At 41.7% G+C, this 18,524-nt stretch carries 17 protein-coding genes; 8 read left to right on the top strand and 9 right to left on the bottom strand.

From position 1 onward, the window contains the following. The first annotated feature begins 42 nt into the window (after positions 1–42). Positions 43–2,871, top strand: coding sequence for an excinuclease ABC subunit UvrA (uvrA, locus tag H3V11_RS07230; RefSeq protein WP_198224028.1), 2,829 nt, complete (start codon positions 43–45; stop codon positions 2,869–2,871). Positions 2,872–3,030: 159 nt separating this feature from the next. Continuing rightward, entirely contained in the window at positions 3,031–3,873 is an 843-nt protein-coding gene (locus tag H3V11_RS07225; RefSeq protein WP_025330632.1) for a MetQ/NlpA family ABC transporter substrate-binding protein, read from the top strand. A gap of 86 nt (positions 3,874–3,959) precedes the next feature. On the opposite strand, the gene H3V11_RS07220 is transcribed toward H3V11_RS07225, so the two are convergent. From H3V11_RS07220 to H3V11_RS07195, 6 genes are all read right to left on the bottom strand, one after another. Then, positions 3,960–4,532, bottom strand: coding sequence for a pseudouridine synthase (locus H3V11_RS07220; RefSeq protein ID WP_110414189.1), 573 nt, complete (start codon positions 4,530–4,532; stop codon positions 3,960–3,962). 65 nt (positions 4,533–4,597) lie between these two features. After that, positions 4,598–5,392, bottom strand: coding sequence for an ABC transporter ATP-binding protein (locus H3V11_RS07215; RefSeq protein ID WP_037393448.1), 795 nt, complete (start codon positions 5,390–5,392; stop codon positions 4,598–4,600). Continuing rightward, the gene (locus H3V11_RS07210) at positions 5,389–6,291 is read right to left on the bottom strand and encodes an ABC transporter permease (protein ID WP_037393450.1); all 903 of its coding nucleotides are present in this window, start codon (positions 6,289–6,291) and stop codon (positions 5,389–5,391) included. Before H3V11_RS07210 ends, H3V11_RS07215 begins: the two co-directional genes overlap by 4 nt. Before the next feature lie 103 nt (positions 6,292–6,394). Next, complete coding sequence (locus tag H3V11_RS07205; RefSeq protein ID WP_084554282.1) at positions 6,395–7,393, bottom strand: ABC transporter substrate-binding protein; 999 nt, start codon at positions 7,391–7,393, stop codon at positions 6,395–6,397. Between the two features lie 288 nt (positions 7,394–7,681). Next, positions 7,682–8,485, bottom strand: coding sequence for a squalene/phytoene synthase family protein (locus tag H3V11_RS07200; protein WP_198224026.1), 804 nt, complete (start codon positions 8,483–8,485; stop codon positions 7,682–7,684). A gap of 129 nt (positions 8,486–8,614) precedes the next feature. Next, positions 8,615–9,280 (bottom strand): DUF421 domain-containing protein, encoded by a 666-nt coding sequence (locus H3V11_RS07195; protein ID WP_025330626.1) that lies wholly within the window; start codon positions 9,278–9,280, stop codon positions 8,615–8,617. 381 nt (positions 9,281–9,661) lie between these two features. Between H3V11_RS07195 and rlmB the strand changes: the two genes are divergently transcribed. From rlmB to H3V11_RS07180, 3 genes are read left to right on the top strand one after another with little or no spacing between them, the layout of a single operon-like run. After that, positions 9,662–10,405, top strand: a complete 744-nt coding sequence (rlmB, locus tag H3V11_RS07190) for a 23S rRNA (guanosine(2251)-2'-O)-methyltransferase RlmB (RefSeq protein ID WP_198224024.1) — start codon at positions 9,662–9,664, stop codon at positions 10,403–10,405. 58 nt (positions 10,406–10,463) lie between these two features. After that, a complete protein-coding gene (locus tag H3V11_RS07185; protein WP_198224022.1) occupies positions 10,464–10,898 on the top strand; it encodes an NfeD family protein in 435 nt (144 codons plus the stop codon). Between the two features lie 2 nt (positions 10,899–10,900). After that, complete coding sequence (locus H3V11_RS07180) at positions 10,901–11,854, top strand: SPFH domain-containing protein (RefSeq protein ID WP_037393457.1); 954 nt, start codon at positions 10,901–10,903, stop codon at positions 11,852–11,854. Between the two features lie 129 nt (positions 11,855–11,983). Here H3V11_RS07180 and H3V11_RS07175 read toward each other — a convergent pair whose 3' ends face one another. Beyond that, a complete protein-coding gene (locus tag H3V11_RS07175) occupies positions 11,984–12,361 on the bottom strand; it encodes an Mth938-like domain-containing protein (protein ID WP_084565606.1) in 378 nt (125 codons plus the stop codon). Between the two features lie 146 nt (positions 12,362–12,507). Here H3V11_RS07175 and H3V11_RS07170 point away from each other — a divergent pair, with 146 nt between their 5' ends. The 3 genes from H3V11_RS07170 (at position 12,508) to H3V11_RS07160 (ending at position 16,667) form a co-directional block, all read left to right on the top strand. Next, a complete protein-coding gene (locus H3V11_RS07170; protein ID WP_084551868.1) occupies positions 12,508–13,821 on the top strand; it encodes a homoserine dehydrogenase in 1,314 nt (437 codons plus the stop codon). A 338-nt stretch (positions 13,822–14,159) separates the two neighbouring features. Beyond that, entirely contained in the window at positions 14,160–14,666 is a 507-nt protein-coding gene (locus H3V11_RS07165; protein ID WP_198224020.1) for a type IV pilin protein, read from the top strand. A gap of 96 nt (positions 14,667–14,762) precedes the next feature. Next, positions 14,763–16,667, top strand: a complete 1,905-nt coding sequence (locus H3V11_RS07160; RefSeq protein ID WP_198224018.1) for an ATP-binding cassette domain-containing protein — start codon at positions 14,763–14,765, stop codon at positions 16,665–16,667. A 50-nt stretch (positions 16,668–16,717) separates the two neighbouring features. Here H3V11_RS07160 and H3V11_RS07155 read toward each other — a convergent pair whose 3' ends face one another. Beyond that, positions 16,718–17,965, bottom strand: a complete 1,248-nt coding sequence (locus tag H3V11_RS07155; protein WP_084565602.1) for a DUF1615 domain-containing protein — start codon at positions 17,963–17,965, stop codon at positions 16,718–16,720. Positions 17,966–18,018: 53 nt separating this feature from the next. Further along, positions 18,019–18,507, bottom strand: coding sequence for a disulfide bond formation protein B (locus H3V11_RS07150; protein ID WP_084565601.1), 489 nt, complete (start codon positions 18,505–18,507; stop codon positions 18,019–18,021). Positions 18,508–18,524: the final 17 nt, after the last annotated feature.

The following is an 18,524-nucleotide window of genomic DNA, read 5'->3' as shown; positions in this document are numbered from 1 at the left end:
AGCCGGTATCCTCTTTTATCCAGCTAGTTTGGGCAAGGCATTATGTCAGATAACGATACGATTCATATTCGCGGTGCACGCACACACAATCTTAAAAATATAGATCTGGATATTCCCCGTCATCAACTGGTTGTCATTACCGGTTTGTCTGGTAGTGGTAAATCCTCGCTGGCTTTTGATACTTTGTATGCAGAAGGACAACGACGCTACGTAGAAAGTCTGTCGGCTTATGCTCGCCAGTTTTTGCAAATGATGGAAAAACCGGATGTTGATTTAATTGAAGGTTTGTCACCAGCTATTTCCATTGAGCAAAAAGCAACCAGTCATAATCCGCGCTCTACCGTAGGAACAGTCACTGAAATTCATGACTATTTGCGCTTATTGTATGCACGTGTCGGTACACCTTATTGTCCTGAACATAACCTGCCTTTATCCAGTCAGACTGTTTCCCAGATGGTTGACCATATACTGAACCTGCCAGAAGAAAGCCGGGTAATGATTCTGGCTCCAGCAGTGCGCGGTCGCAAAGGTGAATTTCTTGAATACTTTGCTGATTTACAAGTACAGGGTTTTGCACGGGTTCGCGTTGATGGTGAGGTATATGCGATTGAAGAAGTACCAAAACTGCAAAAAAACATCAAGCATGATATAGACGTGGTTATTGACCGGGTAAAAGTACGCGCGGATATCAAACAGCGTTTGGCTGAAAGTTTTGAAACTGCACTGCGTCTGGGTAATGAGCGTGCTCTGGCTATCGAAATGGATAGTGGTAAAGAACACTGGTTTTCAGCACGCTTTGCCTGTCCGGTATGTTCGTATAGTCTGCAGGAACTCGAACCACGTCTTTTCAGCTTTAACAACCCTGTCGGAGCCTGTCCCAGTTGTGACGGACTTGGCAGCATGGATTATTTTGATCCTGAACGAGTAGTAATGCATCCGGATTTATCGCTGGCCGCAGGAGCTATCAAGGGCTGGGATAAACGTAATACTTTCTATTTCCAGATGATTCAGTCACTCGGACAGCATTTTAAATTTGACGTTAATACGCCATTTAATGAATTAAAGGAAGAAATCCGGAATATTATTCTTTATGGTTCCGGTAAAGAGCAGATTGGATTTACCTATCTGTCTGAACGGGGTACAAAATTTACCCGCAGTCATCCGTTTGAAGGTATTCTGCCTAATCTGGAACGGCGCTACCGAGAAACAGATTCCGCTACTGTACGCGAAGAATTAGCCCAGTATCAAAGTCATCGAGCCTGCCCGTCCTGCGGCGGTGCCCGCTTGCGAACAGAAGCACGATATGTCTATATAGGCGGAAAATCATTACCGGATGTCAATGCATGGCCGTTAACAGCGACACTGAATTTTTTCCAGAATCTGAATCTGGAAGGTAATAAAAAACAGATTGCTGAAAAAATTCTTAAAGAAATTAATGAGCGCCTTGGTTTTCTGATTAATGTCGGCCTGAATTACCTGAGTCTGGCACGCAGTGCTGAAACCTTATCTGGTGGTGAAGCTCAGCGTATCCGGCTGGCCAGCCAGATTGGTTCCGGCCTGACAGGTGTCATGTATGTACTGGATGAACCGTCTATCGGCCTGCACCAGCGCGATAATGACCGCCTGCTCGATACACTGAAACATCTGCGCGATCTGGGTAACAGCGTAATTGTCGTTGAGCATGATGAAGATGCTATCCGTGCCGCCGATTTTGTTGTCGATATGGGACCCGGTGCCGGTGAGCATGGCGGACAGGTTATTATCGCAGCTTCACCTGAAAAGGTGGCAGCTTGCAAAGAATCCATAACAGGACAATATCTGAGCGGGAAAAAAGCCATTAGCATGCCGGAACAGCGCAGTCCGGTTGATAAAGAGCGCTTACTGATATTAAGCGGTGCCAGTGGCAATAATCTTAAAAATGTAACCCTTACCTTGCCTCTCGGCCTGATTACCTGTATTACTGGTGTTTCAGGCAGCGGCAAATCTACTCTGATTAACGACACACTGGCAAAAATTACAGCACGTGAATTAAATCGCACCAGTGAAGAGCCAGCTCCTTATGAAGATATCAAAGGACTGGAGCATCTGGATAAAGTCATTAATGTTGATCAGTCTCCCATAGGAAGGACTCCGCGTTCCAATCCTGCCACATATACCGGCCTGTTTACACCTATCCGCGAACTGTTTGCCGGGGTACCACTGTCTCGCGAACGCGGATATACAGTTGGCCGATTCTCGTTTAATGTAAAAGGCGGACGCTGTGAAGCCTGTCAGGGTGATGGTGTTATTAAAGTAGAAATGCATTTTCTTCCCGACATTTATGTACCCTGCGAGGTTTGCCATGGAAAACGCTATAATCGTGAAACACTGGAAATACAATACAAAGGCAAAAATATCAGTGAAATTCTGGAAATGACCGTGGAAGAAGCCTGCACATTTTTCGATGCTGTACCGACAGTTAAGCGAAAATTGCAGACATTGCTGGACGTAGGACTGGGTTATGTACGATTAGGACAGTCTGCCACTACACTTTCCGGCGGTGAAGCTCAACGGGTAAAACTGGCGCTGGAACTCTCCAAACGCGATACCGGGCGGACACTTTATATACTTGATGAACCAACCACCGGCTTACACTTTGCCGATATAGCTCTGTTACTGGACGTTATTCATCGCCTGAAAGGGAAAGGTAATAGTATTGTTATTATCGAACATAATCTGGATGTGATTAAAACTGCTGATTATATTGTTGATCTGGGTCCGGAAGGTGGTGATGGGGGCGGTACGATTATTGCAGAAGGAACTCCAGAAGAAGTTGCAGCCAATCCTAAAAGCTATACCGGAAAATACCTTAAGCCAATGCTTGGCAAATGAATAAATTAAACTGTGGAGCTGTTATCGGCCGCACAGTTTAATTATCAGTTAAAAAACTATTAACCAAAGTAAGCATGCATGTAAAAAATACAAGTAACATGCATTTTGTGTTAATGTTCAGCTGTATATTTTTATTGCGTATCTTACTCAAGGTTAAATATGAAAAAATTGTTATTTGCATTATTGTCAGTGGCAGCAATCAGTACGGTACTGACAGCATGTACTCAGAAAACTGAATCCGTACCGGCCGCCAGTTCTGGCAGTACTCCTGCAACAACAGATAAAACAATACTGAAAGTTGCTGCTTCACCTGTTCCTCATGCAGAAATTCTCCAGGTAGCTAAACCATTACTGGAAAAAGAAGGAATTGATTTACAAATCATTCAGATGACCGACTATGTACGTCCGAATATCGCCCTGAATGAGAAAGATGTAGACGCTAACTTTTCTCAGCACAAACCTTATCTGGAAGATTTTGTCCAGAAACACAAAATGCGGTTAACACCGATTGCCAATATTCATGTAGAACCGATGGGTATTTACTCTAAAAAAGTAAAAGCACTCAGTGAAACACCTGATGACGGGCTGGTTACTATTCCAAATGATGCTACCAATGGTGGACGAGCTTTGTTATTGCTGCAAAAAGCCGGTTTAATCAAATTAAAAGCAGATGCGGGTATCAGTGCTACTGTACGTGATATTGTTGATAATCCGAAACATCTCAAAATTACACCGATGGATGCGCCTCAGTTACCGCGTACTTTAAATGATGCTACTCTGTCTGTAATTAATACCAATTTTGCTATGGAAGCTAAACTGGTACCAACCAAAGATGCTTTATTTATTGAATCAAAAGATTCACCTTATGCAAATATTCTGGTTGTCCGCACGGGGGATGAAAACCGTGATGCAATCCAAAAACTGAAACAGGCCATGACTTCACCTGAAGTGAAAAAATTTATTGAAGAAAAATATCAGGGTGCCATCATCCCTGCATTCTGATTAATTATTTCATTTTAGGAAATACACATAACCCTTATGTCCATAACATAAGGGTTATTTTTAATGTATGGCAATACAAAAAATATTTATAATAAATCTTTTGGATTCACAGCCTGCCACTTTCCCAAAGGTAACTTAAGGGAAAAAACATCTAGCTGCCCTATTCCTACTCGCACTAAACGTAAACAAGGCCAGCCGACTTTTGCACACATGCGTCGTACCTGCCTGTTTTTACCTTCACTGATTCGAATTTGCAGCCAGAAATCAGTTACTGTTTTGCGTTCTCGAATTGGCGGTACTCGTGGCCATAAACGGGCACTATCAGCAGCACTAACCAATTGAACTTGAGCCGGCTGTGTAATAAAGTCGCCCAGATTTACCCCGTCAGCCAATTGTTGTATGCGTTCATTATCCGGTTTACCTTCCACCTGTGCCCAGTATGTTTTTATCAGTTTATACTTAGGATGAGCAATTTTTGCCTGTAAACGTCCGTTGGCAGTTAATAAAAGTAATCCTTCACTATCCGTATCCAGCCGGCCTGCCGGATAAACAGCCGGTAATGATACATATTGCTTCAGGGTAGGATGTTTCTCATGAGCACTAAACTGACAAATCACACCATAGGGTTTATTCAGTACAATCAGTTCAGGTACAGACATTATGCTTCCAATCAGAAAATCAGGCTGTCAGGAATGCTGACAGCCTGTTTTATAAACACAGAGGTTTAGCTCAGCAATAAAGCATCATCAGATACTTTTTCGCCCTGAGTATGTTCGAACATCTTTAATAGATCCGCCACACTCATACCGGCACGTTTGTCACCAGCCACATCCAGTACCACACGCCCCTGATGCAGCATAACAGTACGTGATCCGTGATCCAGAGCCTGCTGCATCGAATGTGTTACCATCATTGCAGTTAATTTATTTTCACGCACAATACGGTCTGTCAGCTCGAGTACAAAAGCGGCTGTTTTGGGATCCAGTGCAGCAGTATGCTCATCAAGCAATAAAATTTTTGAACTTTGCAACGATGCCATCAACAAACTGACAGCCTGTCGCTGCCCACCGGAAAGCAAACCAATTCTGTCGCTCAATCGGTTCTCCAGCCCCAGGTTAAGCATTGCCAGTTTTTCACGGAACAGTTCACGATACTGACGTTTAATAGCCGGACGCAAACCACGGCTGCTGCCACGTCGCAGTGCCAGAGCCATATTTTCTTCAATGGTTAAGGCTTCACAGGTACCGGCAAGAGGGTCCTGGAAAACACGTGCTACTAATGGTGCACGTTTATAAGCAGGTTCACTGGTAACATCTTTACTGTTGATGGTAATCGTACCGGAATCCACCATGGTGTCACCGCTGATGGCATTAAGAAAAGTAGATTTACCGGCACCATTACTGCCGATAACGGTAACAAATTCACCATCCGCAATACTTAAACTCATGCCTCGCAAAGCAGGATTTTCAATTGGTGTTCCCGCATTGAATGTGAGGCGTAAATTATCTGCGCGCATCATGCTTTGAATTTCCTTTTAAAGTAACCTTTGATTGCCGGCAAACGCAGCGCAAGTACAACTAAAATTGCTGTAACCAGATTTAAATCCTGCGGTCCAAAGCCTATATGCTGCAATGTATCACTGCCCAGCGCCAGCGCAATAAATGCACGGTAAAGTACTGCCCCCACTATAACAGCCAGTGTAATGATGATAAACCGTTTTCCCGGAATCAAAGTTTCGCCAATAATCACCGCGGCCAGCCCGACGACAATCGTGCCAATACCGATTGATATATCTGCACCGCCCTGAGTCTGCACAAATAGTGCACCGGCCAAGGCAATAAATGCGTTTGATATCGCCATGCCTAACAGCAAAATACGTGAGGTATTCACACCCTGAGCACGAGCCATTCGTGCATTTACGCCGGTAGCTCGCATTGATAAGCCAATTTCTGTAGCAAAAAACCAGTCCAGAAAAAATTTGGCAACCAGCACAAAACCAAAAATTACCAGCGGCTGCACCCAATACTGGTTGCTTCCGTCTGCATTAAAAAACGGCGTAAATACACTGGGCTGATCCAGTAAAGGCAAATTAGGTGCACCCATAATACGCAGGTTAACCGAATACAAAGCAACCATAACCAGAATACTGGCCAACAGCTGCATGATTTTTAAAGAAACATGCAGCCATGCTGTTACCAAACCGGCACATGCACCGGCAACTCCGCCAAGTGCAGTAGCCAGCCACGGATTAATACCATGGGTAACACAAATGGCAAATACAGCACCGCCGAGCGGAAAACTGCCGTCGGCAGTTAAATCAGGAAAATCCAGAATACGGAATGAAATCAGTACACCCAGAGCAACGAGAGCATATATCAGTCCGCTTTCTAAAGCGCCAAATAAAGCTATAGAAGACATATTAACCAATTAATAAATTGTGGTTGAAAATAAAAACAACATCGGCAAAGCCTGAATCAGCTTGCCGATGTTACGGTATCCGTCCCAGAGGCTTTCTATAATCCTAATCGACTAATTTAGCCTGTTTGAGTAATTGCTCCGAAAATGTAATACCTTGTTCGGCAGCATGAGATTTACTTACCATCAAATCAAGCTGATCTGCGGTCATACGCTGCGGAGCAATGTTACCAGCCTGCTCTCCTTTGAGAATCCGGCCTACAATTTTACCAGTAGCTGTACCAAGCTCATGATAATTAACCCCCAGTGCTACGGCCGCACCGCGTTTTACTGAGCCGGTATCTGAAGCCACCAAGGGCATTTTCATATCTTTGGCAACTTTGTACATGGATTCATAAGCAGAAACCACATTATTGTCCAGAGAGGTATAAATCAGATCTGCCTTACCCTGCAAGCTTTTAGTAGCCATAGGTACATCAGTTGTACGCTGTGCCGGAGCTGCTGCCACAGTAATACCGTCCTTAGCCAGTAAAGACTGTAATTGTCCGAGCACAACAGTTGAATTGATTTCCCCCGGGCTATATACATAACCCACTGTTTTCAGGTTAGGTACCACTTGTTTCATTAAATCAATCTGTGGCTGTAAAGGCAGCTCATCAGACACACCGGTAACATTAGTTTTGCTGGGTTCCCAGCTTGTTACCAGTTTGGCTGCAACCGGATCGGTTACTGCTGCAAACACTATCGGAATTTTGCGCGTTGCTGCAACCATAGACTGCGCGCTTGGCGTGCCGATTGTGACAATTACATCCGGATTATTGCCGGCAAATTTTTTAGCAATCTGACCGGCAGTAGCAGTATTCCCTTGTGCACTTTGAAAATCCAGCTGAAGATTTTTACCCTGTTCATAGCCTTCAGCACGCAACTCATCAATCACACCCTGACGTACAGCATCCAAAGCAGGATGTTCAACAATTGCCGTAATGGCTACTTTTTTCGTATTGGTATCGCTGGTTTTATTTCCCTGTTCGGATTGCGAACAGGCAGAAAGCAAACAGGCAGCAGTTAAACCCAGAATAAATAAGTTTTTTTTTGCTCTGAGCATATTGGGTTCCTCAGCACAGGGTTAATCCGGAAGCAATTTAGCAATAAAATTGCTTACACCTGCACCAGTAAGCAGATGATGGCATAAATTATACAAAAAACCAGCCTTATTGCGTAATTAAAATTGCTCAGACATACGCTTTTACATTGAAATATAATTTCAGTATTTTATTTATTTAAGCAATAAAATTTTAAAAATATAATTCAATTACAAAAATAGTTCTTATAACTCATAATACTCGCCATATCACACTTTTCTTAGAAAACATCCTGCTTCACATTTTTTAATCTATACCGGACGAAAACCACACAACCATGTTTTCCAGAATAACCGTTGCTGACGCGGTCGCGGCACGACCAGCTGATATTGCATGATATTTTGTAGTCCGTCCTGCTCAATTTCATTAAGCTGAGCCCAGGCTACTGAGAGCATGGCCAGACTGGGGCGCTGCCTGTGGTTATCTGCAGAGGGCAGCAAGGCAAGAGCAAAATTAAACTGCTGTTTTAATGTAGCAAGCCATGCGTTCATCAATGTCGTAAATTCAACTCCACCGTGTCGGTTAAGTACCAAATGAGCCGGAACATTAAATTGCTGTAATAACTCTACTGGAATATACAGCTTTCCCAGCCTTGTATCCGCACCAATCCGTGAGTAAATCGTCACTAGCTGACATATTTCACCCACTTTATCAGCAAAATCCAAAGTTTGTTCCGCACTGAACCCCAAAACTCTGCTAGTTAAACGTCCCTGCACCATCCCTGCTTGTTTACTATAATGGCATAGCTGTTCCATATCCTGAAATCTGGCCTGAGTTAATTGCGTACGAAGTGCATCAGGCAAAGCCAGTATTTCAGCCAATGGTAAAGAATATCGGGTAATAAATGGTTTTAAAGCCTGTAATAAAGGATGTTCAGGAACAGAATCAGATTTATACAGCTTATCTAGTTGTTGCTCCCACCATCGCAGTGTTGTCAAAGCCACATTAGCATCAGAACAATCTTCTACTACATCATTTAATTCTTGCTGCAAAGCATACAAAGCTATCAGTGCATGACGCTGCACCGAGGAAAGAAAAGGAAAACGAAAAGCCATAGCATTCCTGCTATGGCAAATTTTCTGAAGACAATATTCGAGTGGCTGCACAGCAATAAATTAAATTAACCTAAAACAGTATTGTAACCTTTTCCGGATATTTCTCCAGCCACTAATCTGCAATAAAAATTAACTTTTTAGCGTATCTTTTTTTACTTCACCGTTACGAAGTACAAAATTTAAACTATTATTCCAGAATTCAACCAGAAATAAATCATCTTCTGTCAGGTGCTGCTGCTGAATTTTTTGCTCCAGCCACTTCTCATCCTTATTTATCCGATGCAATTCCGTTGTACGCACCTCTCCTTCCTTAAATAAAATTAATGAAGGATATTTGCCTTTATCAGTTAATACCGTCAGCGAACCACTGGGCTCAATCTGTGCATAACTGACTTCCTGAAACGAAGTAATACCCTGAGCATGCAAAAGTGAAGCCACATTAAGAATATCAATCTTATTCTTTTTACGCAGAATATTATCCATCAAAAAATGTCCGTCTTTCATAATCGGAATCGGTTCACCAATAGCAAACATTCGGATAAAGCTGACATGCTTGCATACCCAGTTTAATAATGAAATAAGGCAAACACCGATTAACAACACAATAATATACTGATAAATCGGAATATCCTGATTATAAATCACCCCACCGATAATACCGCCAAGTACAAAGTTACCAATGAAATCTACCGGGGTCATCTGATTCAACTGCGTTTTACCTGTTACATTCAAATGCAGAATGACAATAATAAAACCAACAAGAAACTTAGCCAGCACCCATAAATAATATTCCATAAGAATTTTTCCTGTATTAAAGTTAAATTTCCGACCAGCTATTACCGGTCAGAGTTCATTCCCCTCATACAAGCATCATTCTTAACTTTATTCATAAACTCTGAAAATGAACATTAAAATACTTTAGTTTAATTTTTTTATTTTAAATAAATGATAAAAATAACTTTTTATAAACAATCTTTTTTTTATCAAAATGTAACTGTTACCGTCTTAACCCTGAGCGGAAAATTTAATTACCTGTCAACAGTATTTATTTCTTTTACCAAGCAAATTACATCACAATTACATTTTTAAAAGAAGAATGATATTTATCCGGTATAATCAGATTAGTACACCAATTTCCGTTATAATTGGTTTCTTTACTCACTAAATGAAATATACATGTCAAATCAGCGCCTCATCATTGGCTTTCACGCAGTTAATGCCCGTTTATGGCAAAACCCGGACAGCATAATTGAACTTTATGTACTGGAGGGTAAACATGATGCCCGTATGCGCGATATATTAAATAAAGCTGAAGCAGAAAATGTGCGCATTATCAGCGCAGATCAGGCACGGCTCGATACTTTGAGTAAACATGCCCGCCATCAGGGTGTAGTGGGCTTTATCGATGCTTCCAGACAACATGTAGACATAGAAGATGTACTTGAAAATCTGAATGAACCACCGTTATTGCTGATTCTTGACGGCATTACAGATCCGCATAATCTGGGAGCCTGTTTGCGTGTTGCAGATGTTATGGGAGTTCACGCGGTAATTGCACCCAAAGATAAAAGTGTCGGATTAAATGCTACCGTAAGTAAAGTAGCCTGTGGTGCTGCTGAAACAGTACCTTATATTACAGTAACAAATCTGGCACGCACCATTCGTGAATTGAAACAGCGCGGTATCTGGATTATCGGTACTGATATGAACGGTAGTGATGACTTATATCACTTTACGGCCCCGGAAGCAGTAGCATGGGTAATGGGTGCAGAAGGTAATGGCATGCGCCGTTTAACACGAGATCTGTGTGATACACTGGTATCCATTCCTATGTTCGGAACCGTTGAAAGCCTGAATGTTTCTGTCAGCACCGGTATCGTTCTGAGCGAAACCCGTAGGCAACGGATACTATCTGCCTGAAGTCGGCTTTACAATAAAACACATTTCTGTTAAATATTATAAAGTTAAGGAGATACTGATGATTTGGTGTATTGCAGCTTTGGTTCTGTTTGTAATGGAAATGTTTAGCGGCACTTTTTATATGCTGGTAATCAGTGCCTCATTACTCAGTGCCGGTCTGGCTGAATGGCTGCTGAAAACCAGTGAGAGCGTCAATGCTGTTATTGCAATAGTTTTTTCTATTCTGGGTATTACCATCGTACGTGTCTGGCAAAAGAAACATCCACGTGAAAACATGGGAAAACCAACTGATGATCCGGACTACGGTCAGACAGTGATACTTACTCAGCTCCTACCCGACGGATTATGGCAGGTACATTATCGGGGCACTATCTGGCAGGCTCGTTTTAATCATCCAACTGACGCAAAATCCGGTGACAGTGCTCAAATCATCAGCCATCAAGGCAATATTTTAAATATTACTTCTCAAGCCCCTTCTACTCAGCAGGAATAATCATGATTCTGACTTTTATTTTTCTCGCCGCCATTGTTGCATTTATCTGCATGGCATTTAAAGTTGTACCTCAGCAGGAAGTCTATATTGTTGAACGTTTAGGCCGCTATCACGCTACTCTGGTAGCCGGTCTTAATTTTATTATTCCGATTATCGATCGTGTCGCTTATAAACATACTTTAAAGGAAATACCACTGGATGTACCCAGTCAGGTTTGTATTACCCGCGATAATACACAGCTTACAGTGGATGGTATTATCTATTTTCAGGTAACTGATCCTAAACTTGCATCCTATGGCTCCAGTAACTTTGTAGTTGCCATTACCCAACTGGCACAAACAACATTACGTTCAGTTATTGGTCGTATGGAACTGGATAAAACTTTTGAAGAACGTGATGATATTAACCATACCGTGGTTGCCTCATTGGATGAAGCAGCGGTTTCATGGGGCGTTAAAGTATTGCGCTATGAAATCAAAGATTTGGTTCCACCTCAGGAAATTCTGCGCTCAATGCAAGCTCAGATTACAGCTGAACGGGAAAAACGCGCACGTATTGCTCAGTCTGAAGGGATCAAGCAGGAACAGATTAATCTGGCGGCCGGTCAGCGTGAAGCTGAAATTCAGAAGTCACAAGGTGAAGCTCAAGCTTCTATCAATGAATCTCAGGGTGCCAAAGTAGCACAGATTAATCGCGCCGAAGGTGAAGCTGAAGCTTTGCGTCTGGTTGCACAGGCGACCGCGGAAGCAATTCGTCAGGTAGCTGCCGCAGTAAAAGAACCGGGCGGTACAGAAGCTGTAAATCTGAAAGTGGCTGAACAATACGTAGATGCTTTTGCTAAACTGGCAAAAACCAATAACACTCTGATTATGCCTGCTAATGTTGCAGATATTGGTAGTCTGGTAAGTGCTGGCATGAGCATTATCAAAGGTCAGAACAACACAGCAGTTAAATAAATAACTTACGTAACTATTAAAAAATCAGGTTCCGGTTAAAGATACCGGCAGCCTGATTTTTTATCCTTAACCCTGATACTGATTATTTCTAAATTATTATTTTTTAAAAGTAATATATTTAAATACATACTACTCTTCTGTTAACGGCCACAACCATGCCCAGACACTGCGGCCTTCACTGCGCAATACCATAAAAGTACGGCAAGCAGCAGCTGTAGACATACTTTCTACACCGATTCCTTTTGCGACTAATTGTGAAGTCAGACGCGGATGAATAAACACATGATGATTTCCGGTACCGATTAAAATCACTTCAGGCTTAAACTGTAAAGCCTGAGTAAAATCATCAATGGTTAACTCACTGGCTGCTTGCTTATCCAGTGTGAGCACTTCATCAGCAGTAATACATACAGGTTGAGTATATTGCCGGCCGTTTACAGTAATTTTTCCGGTATCAACTTCCTCAATCCATAACCCCTGTTTATCCCGGATTTCTTCAATTTGCATTAAAATTTCCTTATGCATAACTACACAACATACTATGGCTGTAGTAGTCAAAAAAGCTGTTTTCGGCTAGCATAGTAGATTATTCACGTAAAATTGCAAGTATCAGGCAGTTCATAAATTAAATTTGTCTATTTGAAGGAGTAAACATGCAGCCTCTGCGTATAGGCTTGCTGGGCGTCGGCACAGTAGGTGGTGGTACCGTCAAGTTATTACAGAATAATGCGGATGAAATTACCCGCCGGCTTGGCCGCGAATTAATTATTACCCGTGCAGCAAGTCGTAATATTGAACGTACCCGTGAAATATGCGGTAACAGCACTTTTGTTAGTGATGATGTATTTGAAGTAGTAAATGCAACTGATGTTGATGTTGTGGTAGAACTGATTGGCGGTACAACAATAGCTAAAGATGCTGTGATTCAGGCAATCAGAAACGGAAAGCACATTGTTACTGCCAATAAAAAACTTCTGGCAGAATACGGTAACGAAATTTTCCGACTGGCTTCTGAACACAATGTAATGGTGATGTATGAAGCTGCAGTTGCCGGCGGTATTCCTATTATTAAAGCTTTACGTGAGGGGCTGGCTGCCAACCATATCGAATCTATTGCCGGCATTATCAATGGCACCAGTAACTTTATTCTGAGTGAAATGCGTACCCGAGGCAGTACCTTTCCTGAAGCATTAAAACAGGCACAAGAACTGGGTTATGCAGAAGCCGATCCTACATTCGATATTGAAGGTCATGATGCCGGTCATAAATTAAGTATTATTTCTGCACTGGCATTCGGAACCCCGATTAATTTCAGCCAATGTTATCTGGAAGGCATCAGTCATCTGGAGAGTCTGGACATCTGTTATGCTGAGGAACTAGGCTATCGGATTAAATTACTTGGTATTACTCGCAAAACTCCGCAAGGTATCGAGCTGCGTGTACACCCTACTTTAATCCCTGAAAGCCGATTACTGGCAAAAGTAGAAGGAGTTATGAATGCCGTATCTGTTCAGGCAGATATGATTGGGCAGACACTCTATTATGGTGCTGGTGCTGGAGCCGGCCCAACTGCCAGTGCGGTAATGGCTGATATTATTGATGTAACCCGATTACAGAATGCTGAAGCCAGCTACCGGGTTCCCTATCTGGCTTTTCAGTCTAATTCATTACAAAATATCTCCATTCTGCCAATGGATGAAATCACCAGCAGTTATTATCTGCGTGTATCTGCCTGTGATGAACCGGGTGTGCTGGGAGAAATTGCGAATATTCTTGCTGCAGAAAATATTTCTATTGAGGCTCTCATCCAAAAAGGTATGATTAATAAGGAATCTGCCGAAATTGTTATCCTGACACATTCAACCAAAGAACGTTTTATCAAACAGTCAATGGCCAGAATTCAGGCATTACCACGGGTGTTATCCCCAGTTACCATGATTCGGATGGAAAGCTTACATCCTAGATAATTCCATCACTTATCATGTTTCTGAAACGGGCATTATTTGCCCGTTTTTTTATTGTCGTTACAGAAGTCAGCACAAAGTTTGTTGTATTGTTTGTAAAAATAAAAAATTTTTATTTTTACAATATCGACAAAAGTAATTTAATTTTCAATATCAGATTATTATTTCTGAGCATATAATAATTAAATATACCTAAAATAATCAAGCGAATTATATTTATATAAAAACATTGATAAAATTTTAAAAATTTACAATTAATTCATCATTTAAATGAATAAAATATACAAAATAAATATATTTATATATAATATTATGCTTAAAGATTGATTGTTTTTTCCATAATGGTTCGTATATTCCATCAGTTACCAGTCAGACATCATCCGCATTCTACCCGCAAAAAAATACAGGGCTACAGCATGTTTCAGCTTCTGGTTACTCTGGCTGTTATCATCATATTAACCGTTATAGCTTATCCATATTATCGTCAGCATCAGTTACAGGCACGATTAAATCAGGCGAAGGCAGCACTGCTGATTAATGGTCAATTTCTTGCTGTACATTATCAGAAACATCTAAGTTATAAACAAAACAAACACAACTGGCCTGAATTACCTATCAGTAAAAATCAGCATTTTTGTTTTCGTATACAAGGGAACCCGAGTTTTGCTCGTGAAGAGCATTTCACACTTAAAGCTGTAGCCATTAATACTGAAGCTGAACCCCGAATTATCAAACTAAATCAGGATGGCAGAATATTTATCTGTCAAAGCAGTACCAGCCGCTGCGATGAAGAAAATCATTTTTTTGATGGCAAAGGTCAGCCAGACAAAAAATGCCGGATTTTTTAATTATTCTATATACAGGACAATAGCAACATATTAACTGTTAAACTGATACAATACACCCGTTTTCATAATTGATATCAGAACATATCCGTTTTAATCATGAGTATTCTGTCACTCGATAATGCCTGCTTTGCTGTAGGTCACCACCCCTTACTGGATCATGCGTCTCTGCAAATGGATGCAGGTGAAAAAATAGGTTTTATTGGTCGCAATGGTGCCGGGAAATCCACATTACTGAAAATTCTGGCCCGGGTACAGAAACTGGATGACGGATTGTTGACCATCCAAAACAACCAAAAAGTTGTGTATGTTCCGCAGGAGTCTTTTTTTGACCCACAGACCACTGTATTTGAAACCATAGCACAAGGGTTGGGCGAGCTGCAAAATATGCTAAGTGAGTATCATGAGCTCAGCCAGAATATTGGTGATGAAGCCAGTCTGAATCGGTTAACTGAATTACAAAATGAGCTGGAAAACCGTAACGGCTGGCAATTTGATGCCTTAATTGCGCAAACCTTAAGTGAATTACAACTGCCGGAAAACGAATTGATCGGCAATTTAAGCGGTGGTCAGAAAAAGCGTGTTGCTCTGGCTCAGGCATGGGTACAAAAACCTGATATTCTGTTACTGGATGAACCAACCAACCATCTGGATATTGAAGCGATAGAATGGATGGAAAATCTGCTTGGTAATTTTGCCGGCAGCCTGATTGTCGTAACACATGACCGACGCTTTCTGGATCGTGTAGCTACGCGTATCATCGAATTAGACCGCGGACATTTACGTAGCTACCCGGGAAGTTTTAGTGCTTATAGTGAAAAAAAAGCACAGGAACTGGCTGTTGAAGCTGAACATAACCGGCTTTTTGATAAATTTCATGCTCAGGAAGAAGCATGGATTCGCAAAGGAATTGAGGCACGCCGCACACGTAACCAGGGGCGGGTTAAACGACTGGAACAACTGCGCCGCGAACGCGCTGCACGTCGTGAGGTGCAGGGTCAGGTCAGCTTTAATTTAAATCGTGGTGAAGCCAGCGGGAAAATTATAGCAGAGCTTGAACACGCCGGATTTGCTTATGGTGAACACCTTATTATGCGTGATTTCTCTTGTGTTATTCAGCGCGGTGACAAAATCGGTCTGATAGGATCAAATGGTGTTGGCAAAACCACCTTTTTAAAATTGATTTTAGGTGAATTGCAGCCAACCTCAGGCAAAATTCGGCTGGGCTCACGTCAGGAAGTTGCCTATTTCGATCAGTTTCGTAGTGCATTAAATGAAAACGATACTGTTTTTGATACTATAGGCCAGGGAAATGATTACATTGATATTGGCGGTCAACGTAAACACGTAATTGGTTATCTTGAAGAATTTCTGTTTTCTCCGGCTAGAGTTCGTAGTGAAGTCAAATCACTTTCTGGTGGCGAGCGCAACCGGTTATTACTGGCCAAACTATTTACTCGTCCGGCCAATATTCTGGTACTTGATGAACCAACAAATGATTTGGATATCGATACGCAGGAATTACTGGAAGAGTTATTGCGGGATTATAACGGCACCGTATTTCTTGTCAGCCACGATCGTACTTTTCTGGATAATGTAGTTACTCAATCCATAGTTTTCAAAGGTAATGGTCAGTTAAAAGAATACATAGGCGGTTATCAGGATTATATTGACGCCCAAAAACGTGAACAAAGCTTACTAACACCAGCGCCCACAACAAGCAAAAATACCATTAATCCTGATAAAAACCGGCAAAAAAGCCGACGCAACGATAAACTTTCCTACAACGAACAACGTGAACTCGCCAGCTTACCCGACGAGCTTGCTGCTCTCGAAGCAGAGCAGCAAGAGCTGAATAATAAACTTTCCGATCCGGAAATATTCAAAAATGACTATAAACTGGCAACTGAATGGCAAACACGTATTGCTGAAATAGAAGAGCTGCTGCTGGAAAAACTTGAACGTTGGGAAATCCTTGAAGCAAAACAAAAAAATCAGGGCTAATCCAATAAAAAAGCCAGTATATTCATATACTGGCTTTTTTGTGTTTGAATTTATCTTTTACGATGGCGTCCGGTGCCGCCACCATGCCGCATACAAGTTTCATAACGACGTGTGACATTAGTAGCATACCAGTTGGTATTATAATCTTTGCTTAACTTTGGTCCGCTAATTACAACCTGCGGCATAATGGCATATGGCGGATTCTTACCGAACTGTTGCTTATATAAAGTAATTACATTCTGATAGGTGGATGTATTTTCAAATTCTGCCTGTTTTTCCTGTAATAAATCTGCACGTATCTGCTCCGGTTTCATTGGCATACCATGATCGGCAAATAACTGATTCAGTGCAGTTTCAGTCTGACTTGGCATTGATTGCGCCTTATCATCTTTATCATACAGTAATAAATCTCCATCCAGAGCCATATCTGTATTAAGCAGTTTATTTATATCTTGCTGAAAAGCCGCATTACGGCTGGAATACATGCCGGAATTATAATCAGCAAAACGATATTGAGCATTATCATAGGCTGCTGGATACTTCATTAGCCGGTGAATACCATAATATAAACCACCTTCACGTGTATACATATAATCACGTAATTCATTTACCGGAGCATTATCACGCTGATGTTCACGTGCGTATTTTACTGATACCTGCATTGAACCAATTGTTGTAATCGGATTATTATCTTCTCCGATATCCTTTCCCATAAACTTAGCTGCGGCATTGGTAATTGAATCTGCATAAAACTGCTTTGAAACATAAGCAAATATCTGCCGGTAAATTAAATCCAGCTGCTGTTCGGTTTTAACCGTACGCATCTGTATCAGGAAACTGTTTTCTTTGCTGGGTTCATTAACCAGTACTGAAGTAAAATAGCGTGAAACTGCCGGTCCCAGAGCAGGTCCGAACTGTCTGACAAATTTTTGCGGCACTTCTGTCTGAAAAGCTTTAATTGCTTTATTACCAAGATCCGGAACAGTTGGATTAGCAACAAAATTAGACTCTTGATCTACAACGGCAATTACACTACATATATTTTCCTGTGTTTTATTGATTTTCAGCTCATCCATTATCCGGCTGATATCCACAGCCCACGCATCTCGTTCTTTTACACGAGCAGGTATTAGTCTGCTTATCTGAGAAGGCTGATTTAAAATTCTGCTGCTGTCATCCGGTGAATCATCATTACCGCCATACCATCCGCCACTGTCCTTACATGCAGACAGGCTGTATAGCAGAAACCCGGCCAGTGTTATATGACTAATAGTCTTCAGTAAAAATCTAGCATTCATACCATAGCATTCATTCGAACAAATCTGTTTTCAGCAAGAAACACAGCCCGGTTTTAGCCCTTACGGCTTCGCCAAAACCATACCCAGACCCAAATCAATACGGCTGTAAAAAATAACGCACTCCATATCGGTAAAGGTATCATTAAAATTTTCTGAACCTCACCACAATTACCTGTACCGCGAATAATCGGTTCATACCAATGAAACAATGGCGCATCACGCAGACGGAAAGTCCACGGTGCACCACAAGATGGCTGATCCATCAATGGCAGATGCTGAATATATATCTGATATATAGCTACACCCAGTCCGCCTATGGGTGCCAGACTGACCAAAATAGCATTTATCACCCGCTCAATACTGTTGCGATTAGGACAGCAGGCACACAAAAATGCCAGAAGCCCAGTGGCAATAACCGCAACACGCTGAACAATACACAGCACACACGGGTTCATACCCAGAACATACTGACCAACAAAAGAACCAGCTGCACAAAGCACAGCCAGAAAAAATACACACCACAATGCTTTACGGAAGCTCATTTTCAATCCTTTTAAGC

It is taken from the genome of Snodgrassella sp. W8158 (assembly GCF_016100435.1).
Taxonomy (GTDB): Bacteria; Pseudomonadota; Gammaproteobacteria; order Burkholderiales; family Neisseriaceae; genus Snodgrassella; species Snodgrassella alvi.
Note: the sequence above shows the minus strand (reverse complement) of the source record. Positions and strands in the feature narration are given on the sequence as shown.